General features: G+C 60.5%; 11 protein-coding genes and 2 pseudogenes. 4 read left to right on the top strand and 9 right to left on the bottom strand.

The annotated features are described in order from the left end of the window. Window positions 1–220: 220 nt before the first annotated feature. Window positions 221–523, bottom strand: coding sequence for a hypothetical protein (locus GSQ89_RS37665; protein ID WP_158933233.1), 303 nt, complete (start codon window positions 521–523; stop codon window positions 221–223). Window positions 524–1011: 488 nt separating this feature from the next. On the opposite strand from GSQ89_RS37665, the pseudogene GSQ89_RS37660 reads away from it, so the two are divergent. Next, a pseudogene (locus tag GSQ89_RS37660) lies at window positions 1012–1723 on the top strand (IS6 family transposase). Here the strand turns inward: GSQ89_RS37660 and GSQ89_RS37655 are convergent. Next, on the bottom strand, window positions 1681–2256 hold the full coding sequence (locus GSQ89_RS37655) for a hypothetical protein (RefSeq protein ID WP_158933232.1): 576 nt from the start codon (window positions 2254–2256) through the stop codon (window positions 1681–1683). The pseudogene GSQ89_RS37660 and the gene GSQ89_RS37655 sit on opposite strands and share 43 nt — an antisense overlap. 96 nt (window positions 2257–2352) lie before the next feature. Continuing rightward, window positions 2353–2544: a hypothetical protein gene (locus tag GSQ89_RS38940; RefSeq protein WP_216856641.1), complete on the bottom strand. Its 192-nt coding sequence runs from the start codon at window positions 2542–2544 to the stop codon at window positions 2353–2355. A gap of 196 nt (window positions 2545–2740) precedes the next feature. Between GSQ89_RS38940 and GSQ89_RS37650 the strand changes: the two genes are divergently transcribed. Beyond that, on the top strand, window positions 2741–3151 hold the full coding sequence (locus GSQ89_RS37650) for a response regulator transcription factor (protein WP_158933231.1): 411 nt from the start codon (window positions 2741–2743) through the stop codon (window positions 3149–3151). Between the two features lie 760 nt (window positions 3152–3911). Continuing rightward, window positions 3912–4280: a response regulator transcription factor gene (locus GSQ89_RS37645; protein WP_158933230.1), complete on the top strand. Its 369-nt coding sequence runs from the start codon at window positions 3912–3914 to the stop codon at window positions 4278–4280. A 156-nt stretch (window positions 4281–4436) separates the two neighbouring features. Here the strand turns inward: GSQ89_RS37645 and GSQ89_RS37640 are convergent, their stop codons facing one another. After that, complete coding sequence (locus tag GSQ89_RS37640; protein WP_158933229.1) at window positions 4437–4796, bottom strand: hypothetical protein; 360 nt, start codon at window positions 4794–4796, stop codon at window positions 4437–4439. A 250-nt stretch (window positions 4797–5046) separates the two neighbouring features. Continuing rightward, window positions 5047–5274, bottom strand: coding sequence for a hypothetical protein (locus tag GSQ89_RS37635; protein ID WP_158933228.1), 228 nt, complete (start codon window positions 5272–5274; stop codon window positions 5047–5049). A 159-nt stretch (window positions 5275–5433) separates the two neighbouring features. Between GSQ89_RS37635 and GSQ89_RS39720 the strand changes: the two are divergent. Continuing rightward, a pseudogene (locus GSQ89_RS39720) lies at window positions 5434–5628 on the top strand (IS6 family transposase); the annotation flags it as partial. A gap of 91 nt (window positions 5629–5719) precedes the next feature. Here the strand turns inward: GSQ89_RS39720 and GSQ89_RS37630 are convergent. The 4 genes from GSQ89_RS37630 to istA all read right to left on the bottom strand — a co-directional run bounded on the left by GSQ89_RS37630 (window position 5720) and on the right by istA (window position 8990). Then, a complete protein-coding gene (locus GSQ89_RS37630) occupies window positions 5720–6094 on the bottom strand; it encodes a DDE-type integrase/transposase/recombinase (RefSeq protein ID WP_158933227.1) in 375 nt (124 codons plus the stop codon). Window positions 6095–6308: 214 nt separating this feature from the next. Next, on the bottom strand, window positions 6309–6596 hold the full coding sequence (locus tag GSQ89_RS37625) for a hypothetical protein (protein ID WP_158933226.1): 288 nt from the start codon (window positions 6594–6596) through the stop codon (window positions 6309–6311). Between the two features lie 106 nt (window positions 6597–6702). After that, window positions 6703–7437: an IS21-like element helper ATPase IstB gene (gene istB / locus GSQ89_RS37620; RefSeq protein WP_158933225.1), complete on the bottom strand. Its 735-nt coding sequence runs from the start codon at window positions 7435–7437 to the stop codon at window positions 6703–6705. A gap of 11 nt (window positions 7438–7448) precedes the next feature. Beyond that, the gene (gene istA, locus GSQ89_RS37615; RefSeq protein WP_158933224.1) at window positions 7449–8990 is read right to left on the bottom strand and encodes an IS21 family transposase; all 1542 of its coding nucleotides are present in this window, start codon (window positions 8988–8990) and stop codon (window positions 7449–7451) included. Window positions 8991–9040: the final 50 nt, after the last annotated feature.

The following is a 9040-nucleotide window of genomic DNA, read 5'->3' as shown; positions in this document are numbered from 1 at the left end:
CGGTGCCGGGGTCGGGCATCGATTTGACCGGATCTCCGATGCAGACTCTGCCCTTGCCAAGGCGGCATGATCCCCCAAACGTCTGGACGGTCCCGGCGGTCTGTTGCGTAGTCAATGATAATATTGGATTTTCCGGCCACGTGAGTCTCCAGATCGCCCAGAAGACACGCCACCTTGCGGGCGGCAGCGGCCATCGGCGACATGTAGTCGACCGGGGCATTCACAAAGACGCATCGGCAATGAGATCCAGCGCGCGCCTGACCTGACCATGCCAGAGACGCCATCTGATCCGCTCGATAGTCTCGGCGAGCCGAGCGCCGGCCTGGCGATCTGCCTCGGTCGCGTCGGGCCAGTTGGTGGCCGTGTGTGGGAGGTGTTGAACCCGCATCGCCAGATGGAACCAGTCTATCACACGATGAGTCGGATCAGGGCTGGCGGCTTCGCCGGGTGACCGCGGACCATCCGCACCATCGCTCAGGATGGTGGCTGGTGTCGTTGGCGTCGCGCCCAATGCTTGAAGCACGCCCGTCACCTGTCACATCTGCACCGACCCTTCCAGCGAAAAAACCTGGCGGCCTCTTCCATTGCTTTGGCGAACCATCGCCACAACCTCAAAACACCTTCTCCGAAGTCATGGCCAAATTCACGTTTCCCTTGGCCATACTTTCGATCGCCTGGCCATGGTCGTCTCAGAAATCCCGATCTCACTTTGGATAGTGATGAAAGCCACGATTCCAGAAGCTACCATCTCGCATGGTCAAGGCCATTTCCGTAACGTAACACAATAACTTGTGATTCGTCATGGGACATTCGAACTCAACGGCTGATCTTCGAATGAGCGTGACATCGATTGTCCTGACTCCAGTGCCGGCCGTTGTGGTGTCGGTTGGAAACCGTTCGCGTCGCCCCCTCCGATCGTGGGAGCGGTCCGGGAGGTTCTATTGCAGTTTTTAGCAGTGAGCGAGGCCGGGTAGAAGCCGTGCCATGGCGAAACAGCGACAAGCGGTTCAGATGCGGCAGGATCAACCCTTCAAGGGCCGGCAGTTCACCGCTGAGGTGATCCTCTGGGCGGTCCGATGGTATTTGATGTTCCCCGTCAGTTATCGCGATGTCGAGCTGCATGCTGCAGGATCGCGGCGTCGAGGTGGACCACACCACCATCTTCCGCTGGATCCAGGCTTATGCGGCCGAACTGGAAAAGCGTATCCGGCCGCACCTGCACATGAGCAATGGCTCCTGGCGGGTGGATGAGACCTATGTGAAAGTCAAAGGCCGCTGGATGTATCTGTATCGAGCGGTGGACAACCACGGCCAGACCATCGACTTTCTGCTGTCGGCCAAGCGCGACGCTGAGACGGCAAAACGGTTCTTCCGCAAGGCGTTGGCGCAGTCGCACACAGTGAACCCGCGCACCATCACAGTGGACAAGAATGCGGCCTATCCGAAAGCAGCCGCGGCGATGAAGAAGGACGGCGGGCTTTGGCGCTGGTCGCGGCTGCGCCAGGTAAAATACCTGAACAATATTATCGACCAGGACCATCGGAACGTAAAACGACTGACCTGTCCGGGTCTAGGCTTCGGCAGCTTCTGGACCGCCAGACGAACGCTGGAAGGCTACGAGGCGATGGCAATGATTAGGAAGGGGCAGGTTCGGAACATCTGTGGTCGCGACATCAAGGCTCAAGCGAGATTCGTCGCCAAGCTATTCGAGGTTGCTGCCTGATGGATGCGCGGGCGCTCTGTCTCAGATGCCTCGGAGCCGAGGCAAAAACGTCGCAACAAAACCACAATTCCCGGTCGGCCTGTGAATCCGAGCGCAACCAGTTCGCGCCAGAGCTGAGCCGCATTATGGCAACCTTCGGTCCAGCGGCGGTCGAGATGTGCTCGATAGGGCCCAAGCACACCAATCCGATGTGGCTGGCGCCAGAGCGGTGCCCGGCCGGCACGAAGCCAACGGCGCACCGTCATCCGTTCGACCCCGATCGAGGCAGCGACCCACTTGAGAGACATGCCGGTCGCCTTCAGCCGTGCCGCTTCCTCATAGCGCGCTTGCCGTCGGCCATAGGCAACTTGACCACGCCGCCCGGCAGCGGTGGGTTTGATGGTATCAGGTGTGATCACCGGTCCGTCGGCCACCTCCACGACCGCCTCTTCGGCGATCTGCTTGCTGACGCGGCGAATGCCGACATGGCGGCGGTCGACGACGGCTTGGACTGTGTCACTAAGGTTGCGCGGCAGGTGCCAGCGATCGGCCACCTAAACGGCATCCGGTGCCCCCTGGCGGATGCCGTCGGCGTAGGCTCCGGCACGGTCGCGTGCCACAACCTCGACACCGGGGTGGAAGCCACGTGGCTAGGGTTTCGGCTTGCCGATACGCGAAATCTCCCTGTGACCAATTGAATCTTCAAGCGGACCGGTACCGATGCCAAACACGTCCGCGCCTTCGTCCATGAGATGACACGCAGCCTCGATGGCTGCCTCGGGCGTGGGATGCATGGTGAGGTGTTCCGTTCCGGCGATTCGATGTTGCACGTGCCAATCCATTGCGATCCCAACGAGTGCGAGCCCAGACTGTCCTACACAACGTCCCTAACGCGTCAATATGTCGTGCGATCCGCCGCTCTGCTCCCCACCAAGTGATCCGACAGCCGAGTCAGCCCGTTGCGCACCCTGACCAGTAGGAGGTTGCCAACCCAGGCACATAGGCGCTCAGTGTCCGCGCCAACGGGGGACGCAACGAATGGACTATCGGGTGTTGATTGTGGACGACAGCAAACTCGCCCGCATGGCGCTGTCTAAGTCAGTCATGACGCTCTATCCCAACTGGCGGCTGGTAGAGGCACAAAACGCTGACGCTGCCATGGCATTGGCATTGGCATTGGCCGAACGCATCGATATCGCGTTGATCGACTACAATATGCCCGGCCAGAACGGTCTCAGCTTCATTCCCGGCCAGGACGGTCTCAGCTTCGCGGCCGATCTGCTATTCTTGCATCCAGAGATGCCAATGGCACTGATCAGCGGCAATTTTCAGGAGGATATCGTCGCGCGGACGAAAGCACTGGGATTGACGTTCCTTGAAAAACCGCACTGGCAAGACGGTCTTGCCGTGTTCCTGTCTGACGCGGAACGACGATTGAGCGGCCAATGAAAAAGACCCGCCCCCAAAGGGGCTGAGGGCGGATCAGTTTGATTGCACATCATCTATCTGAGTGTGTCAGACGCCTTACGGTAAGCGTCAGATAATTACCGGACAAGTCAGCCCTTCGATCTATTCAGAGTTCAGCAAATTAGCGCGGATACGCATTCCTTATTCGGAGGTCGTAATGTATTCGCGAAATGTTCAGTTGCATTGCGCCATGGGCCGGCGCGGCATAACTGAAAACCTGTTACGAGTCTGACGATGTCTGAGCCATTGGCCCTGTCCGACAGCCCTGACGTGATGGAACTTTACCGGACGACGGCCGCGCATCTGTTACAGAATGCACCAGACCTAGGTGACCAAACAACGCTAACAGTGGTAAACGCGGCGGTCATGGTACTGGTACTGGCGCTGATTTCAAGTTACCTCCGATGCCCGAAACCCGACATAGTAGAGCAAGTCGGTGCCGCATTGAAAAGCCGATTCGATGCTATATTAGCTGACCCCGCCGCACTAGCGGCGATCGAGGCCATTCATATACACTGAGTTGGTCAAGGCGGGCGGCTGAAACACGGGTGCGTTCCTTTTCGGCCTGGATTGAAAACCTAGCCGCCCGGCGACTTGCTACAAGCTGGCGATGACGGCTGACAAACCAAATCCAGTTCAACGGCATAACAGGCGGATGATGAAAAGGTAATAATTGAGGGGTCTTCCTCCGTTGCCAATCGACCCGCGCGGGATCATTTTTCGCTCAATCGTGGAGGCACCAATGCGCGTGATGATCGTTGACGACAGCACTCTAGCCAGGATGGCACTGGCTAGCACCGTTGCCACGCTCTATCCCAATTTGCGGCAGATCGAGGCTCGAAATGCTGATGCCGCCATGGGCCTGGTACTGGCCGAGCACATCGACATCGCATTGATTGACTACAATATGCCGGGGCGAGACGGTCTGAGCCTCGCGGCCGATCTGCGAGACTTGTATCCGGAGACGCCAATGGCTTTGATCAGCGGCAATTTCCAGGCGGGGATCATCGACCGGGTGAAGGAACTGAATTTGACTTTCCTGCAAAAACCCCGCTGGCACAACGATCTTGCAATATTTTTATCAAACGCCATAAAGCAGTTGGGCGGCTGACAAAAAAATCCCGCCCTCGTAATGGAGGCGGGAGTTTGTAAGGGTGAGGCATAACGAGCCTGCGTCAACCGGATCGTTATCGTGCCGTCTTCGAACGACAGTTACTCGACAATATGCACAATCGTTCGCCGGTCAACCGATCAGTCCGGCGCGTCGCTATGATGTGACCGGCGCTGACCATCCGGGCATTTCAGCCGGCAGCGAATAGGTTGCACTGATTGATGAAATCGGTAGCGCGATGGTCTTCGAAATTTCCATTCCGGTGTCCGCACCGATCACGTCGATCTTGACCTGATACGTCCGCCCGGCGATCCCGCCATTGCCAGGCCATACCGAAACCACACCGCCGGAAAACGATACATTCGATGCGGGCAATTCATTTTGCGGTGAAACACTGACCGATACCGATCCGATGGTGTCAGTGATGCTGGCGAGCGGGGCGGTCAAATCCAGCGAATAATTCAATAGGTCATCGGGCTGCGCGATCGGCCATTCGGGAGGAGTACTATAGATCATCCCATATTTATCGAAGGGTGATCAGCCTTGGATTGCCATCCGCCACGACCTGACGGGCGGTGCTGCCAGCAATGATGCTGCGACTGGGGGAGGATGATGTCAGTGTCCGGAACGGCGACGGCAGCACCCCCGCACTGTCGATGCGTCGCAAAAAAATCGCCGCTGATAGTTGTAGGTCAATGACGCCGACACGCGGTGTTCCAGGTGCGGCAATTACATCCAAGGCAAACGACGGATTACCACTCAACACCTATGCCTGACTCAGCACAGCATTGGTCACTAAGGCGATGGTCGGGATCGCCGATAGAACTTGCTCACGGCTACAGACTGCCGCGACAGACAGCACCATGGTCGCGGTTGCAACCAGCACATCCGTTCGATCTGCGGTCGCGGCAACGGTCAACGCCAGCGTGCCTTGGCCGGTCATGTCCTGGGTCTGTGTAGCGGTCACAGCAGCCGTCACGTCGATCTCTGCCACAAACGGTAAGCGATCCGGCTTGCACGCCGTCAGCAGCCACCGAGAGGGCTATAGCGGGCGTGCCTGATAGCGACTGGCCTGATTCTGTTGCATCCTTGTGCTGCCTGTCCAGTCGGTTAGAAGCCGTGGCATGACGAGACGGCGACAGGCAACACAGATATGGCGGGATCAGGCTTCAGGGGTCGGCAGTTCACCGCTGAGGTGATCTTGTGGGCGGTCCGATGGTATCTGATGTTCCCAGTCAGTTATCGCGATCTCGAGCTGATGCTGATGGACCGTGGCGTGGAGGTGGATCACACCACCATTTTCCGATGGATCCAAGCTTATGCGGCCGAACTTGAGAAGCGGATTCGGCCGCACCTGCGCACGAGCAACGGCCCGTGGCGGGGTTCTTTCAGCGCTCGTGCCAGCAAGTGTAGCTGGGTCGATGTAGAGCGGGATGTTCTCAGGCGGTTTTCAGCACGTTCAACACCGTTGCCGTGCGGCGAAGGAGGTGGAGCCTGCGGTAGTCGGCAGAGACTTGCTGATTGGTTCGGGAACGGGACCGGAGAAAGTTGCGCAACTCGTCGTAGGCTTGGCAAAATCGGCCGGCTGATCGTGGGCTCTTGAACCCGCGCATCGGACCGTAGCGGCCTTTGATACCGCGATGATCTTGCTCCAGTCGATTGTTGAGATACTGGCTGTCGCGGTGCCGCACGCCTGCGCCCAGGGTCGTCCGGATCGCACGCGGATAACTCTCGTGCCCATCTGTGGTGACGCGATCGGGCGTGACGCCGGTGACCATCTTGGCCGACACGAAAAACGCCTTTGCGGCCGCCATGTGCGGATTCCAACGAAGGCGGCCACCTATTCCAATCTGATCGCGGCCACCATTCCAATTTGATGGCGGCCAGTTTGGTATCGTCTCGTGGGCCGGATTTGGTGATGTCATGACGCCGCAGCTCCGGTCAAGTAGTCGCGTCCGGATTGTTGCATCTCCGCCCGCGATTTCTTCCCGACAAAGCTGACTTGCATCCTTCTTTTCATTGGCGTTGTTAATCGCGGCCGTAGCCGCGGGGCAGTTCGATCTCCATCAGATCAGTGAAGTCGAGCTCGACAATGGCTTCGAGCATCTCGGCGATCGAGCTACCACGCAGACCATCGGGCAGAGCCGCGAGCCAATTGGTATATGTTGCCTGTATCGCCAGCAATTCGTTGACGGCGTCGCGCCATCGCTGGGGGCGGCTGCGTCGGTCGGCAGGGCGGCGTGGGCGGGTAGCGACCGGCACTGGTTGCGTCAGGTTGCGTGCTCGATACCGCGCCTGGCGTTCGGCGTTGCTCAAAGCCTGTTCGCCTTCGGGTTTGCGGCCTCTTGGCATGGCCCTGACCTCCGTTACGTTACGCATTGCAGTGGCCTTGACCGGCCCGTTTGGCTCGCGGTGCGGTGCCTCATTCGACCGTCTCCGGCTTGCGCCGGCTCTTGCCGGTCAGTGCGATGCGGTGGGAATTGTGCACCAGACGATCGAGAATCGCGTCAGCCAGCGTGGGATCGCCCACGATCTCGTACCAGCGATCGACCGGCACCTGGCTGGTGATGATCAGCGAGCCGCAATTGTAGCGGTCCTCAACAATCTCCAGCAGGTCGCGACGCTGCTCGGCGGTCAGCGGCTCCGGGCCCCAGTCGTCCAAAATGAGCAGGTTGACGCGCGCGAGCTGGCGCATCAGACGAGCGTAGCGGCCGTCGCCACGCGCCAAAGCCAGCGCGCCGAACAAGCGCGAGCTGCGCTGGTAGAGGACGGACAGGTTGTCCCGGCACGCCTTGTCGCCCAACGCGCAGGCGATGAAGCTCTTGCCGGTGCCACAGGGGCCGGTAATGAGGCAATGGCGATGCTCACGGACCCAGTCACAGCTGGCCAGGTGCAGGAACAGCGTCCGGTCGAGGCCACGCGGCTTGCGGAAGTCGACATCCTCGGCCGTAGCCGCTTGCCGCAGTTTGGCGGTGCGTGTGCGTGCCTCGAACCGCTTTTGCTGGCGCAGCGTGGCCTCCTGGTCGACCAGAAGACCGAGCCATTCGGCGTGTTCGAGGGCGCGGGCTTCGGGATTGGCGGCGAGATCTCGGAACCCCTTTGCCATACCGTCGAGGCCAAGTTCGCGCAGGCGATCCAGGGTTGGGTGGTTCAGCAAGGTCTTTCTCCTCAATGGAAATAGCCGGAGCCGCGGATGTTTTCGTGCAGCAGGGGCGCCCCGTCCGCGGCTTGCGGTGGCGCCGATTGGTCGAGCCGGTGTTTGAGGATCGAGGCGACACTGGCGTAGGTCAGCACGCCGACCTCGACGGCGCGGCAGCTGACCGCCTCGGCTCGCGCCGTATCGAGGCCGCGGAACAGCCGCAGCACGCCGATGCAGGTGCGAAACCCCTGTTCCGGATGCGGTCGGCGCGCCAGCACCGCCAGGATCAGCGCCTCGGTCTCGGGACCGATGTCGCGCGCCTGGCGAGCAAACCGCTCCGCCGACCATTCGGCATAGCGCCGGTGCGCACTGGGCATGTGGTCGGGCAGCGTGCCGTGCCGCGGACCGCCGTAGCGGCGCGCATGGCTCGCGACCCGCTTGCCGCGGTGGAATATCTCGATGGTGCGCGTCGTGATGCGGGTATCGACCTGCTCGCGGAGCAGCGCGTGCGGCACCGAATAAAAGAAACCCTCGGCCTCAACATGGTAGTCGATGCCGACGCGGGCGAAGCGCCATTCGGCATACTCGTAGTCCTGCTCTGGCAGCGACTGCATGGCCGATCGCTCGATCGTGTCGAATAGCTGGCGCCGGCTGACGCCCAGGCGACGTATCTCGCGGCCGTTCATCCGCTCGAGTGCCACGACAATGGCAGCCTGGCACTCAGCCAGGGAAAAGAAGGTCACGTTGCGCAGGCGACCAAGGATATAGGACTGCGCAAAGCGGACGCCTGCCTCCACGGCAGCCTTGTCCTTCGGCTTTCGCGGCCGTGCCGGCACCACGCCGACGTTGTAGTGCGCGGCCATTTTGCCGTAGCTGCGATTTATTTCGGGGTCGTAGAATGAGGGCTTGTTGACCCCACTCTTGAGATTGTCTGGGATCAGCAGACGCGGCGCCGAACCAAAGAACCGGAACATCCGCACATGGGCGCCAATCCAATCCGGCAGGCTCTGCGTCCAACTGGCGTCGGCATAGGTGAGGTTTGACGCACCGAGCACTGCGATGAACAGTTCCGCCATCCGCACCTCGCCGGTCAGCGGGTCGACGATCGGCACCTTCTTGCCGGAATAGTCGACGAACGCCTTATCGCCGGCCACATGGGTCTGGCGCATCGTCGGCGACAGACGCCGCTCAAACGCCCGGTAGAGCTGGCAGAAGCGGCTATACGCGTAACCATCGGGATAAACCGCTCGATATTCCTCGAACAAGACCGACAGATTGACCCCGGGCCGCTTCATCTCGCGCACCAGCACCGCCCAGTCGGGTTCGACATAACGGCGCGCGCCGGGCTTACTCCGGGGGTCGGGGAACAGAAGCTGCTCCAGCGCCTCGTCCGTCTGCTCCGGCGGCAACGGCCAGACCAGTCCGGCCGCAGCCGCGCGCGCCAGATAATCCTGCACCGTGCTCCGCCCGACGCCGACCGTCCCGGCGATCACACGGGCGCTGGCTCGCGCCCCAAAATGCAGCTGTAGAACCTGGCGTATCCGCCGCATGGACAGTCTCTCCGTCGGCATCCGTGTCCCCTCCATCAATTGCGATGGGGCAACACTGGACCCAGGTGAAA

It is taken from the genome of Acidisphaera sp. S103 (genome assembly GCF_009765975.1).
GTDB lineage: Bacteria > Pseudomonadota > Alphaproteobacteria > Acetobacterales > Acetobacteraceae > Rhodopila.
The sequence above is the reverse complement of the archived record's forward strand: the minus strand, read 5'-3'. Positions and strand labels throughout refer to the sequence as shown.

Coding starts and splice junctions, on each gene's coding strand:
- GSQ89_RS38940 (WP_216856641.1), bottom strand. CDS start 2,544: ATGGATTGGCACGTGCAACATCGAATCGCCGGAACGGAACACCTCACC.
- GSQ89_RS37640 (WP_158933229.1), bottom strand. CDS start 4,796: ATGATCTATAGTACTCCTCCCGAATGGCCGATCGCGCAGCCCGATGAC.
- istA (WP_158933224.1), bottom strand. CDS start 8,990: ATGCCGACGGAGAGACTGTCCATGCGGCGGATACGCCAGGTTCTACAG.
- GSQ89_RS37645 (WP_158933230.1), top strand. CDS start 3,912: ATGCGCGTGATGATCGTTGACGACAGCACTCTAGCCAGGATGGCACTG.
- GSQ89_RS37650 (WP_158933231.1), top strand. CDS start 2,741: ATGGACTATCGGGTGTTGATTGTGGACGACAGCAAACTCGCCCGCATG.
- GSQ89_RS37630 (WP_158933227.1), bottom strand. CDS start 6,094: ATGGCGGCCGCAAAGGCGTTTTTCGTGTCGGCCAAGATGGTCACCGGC.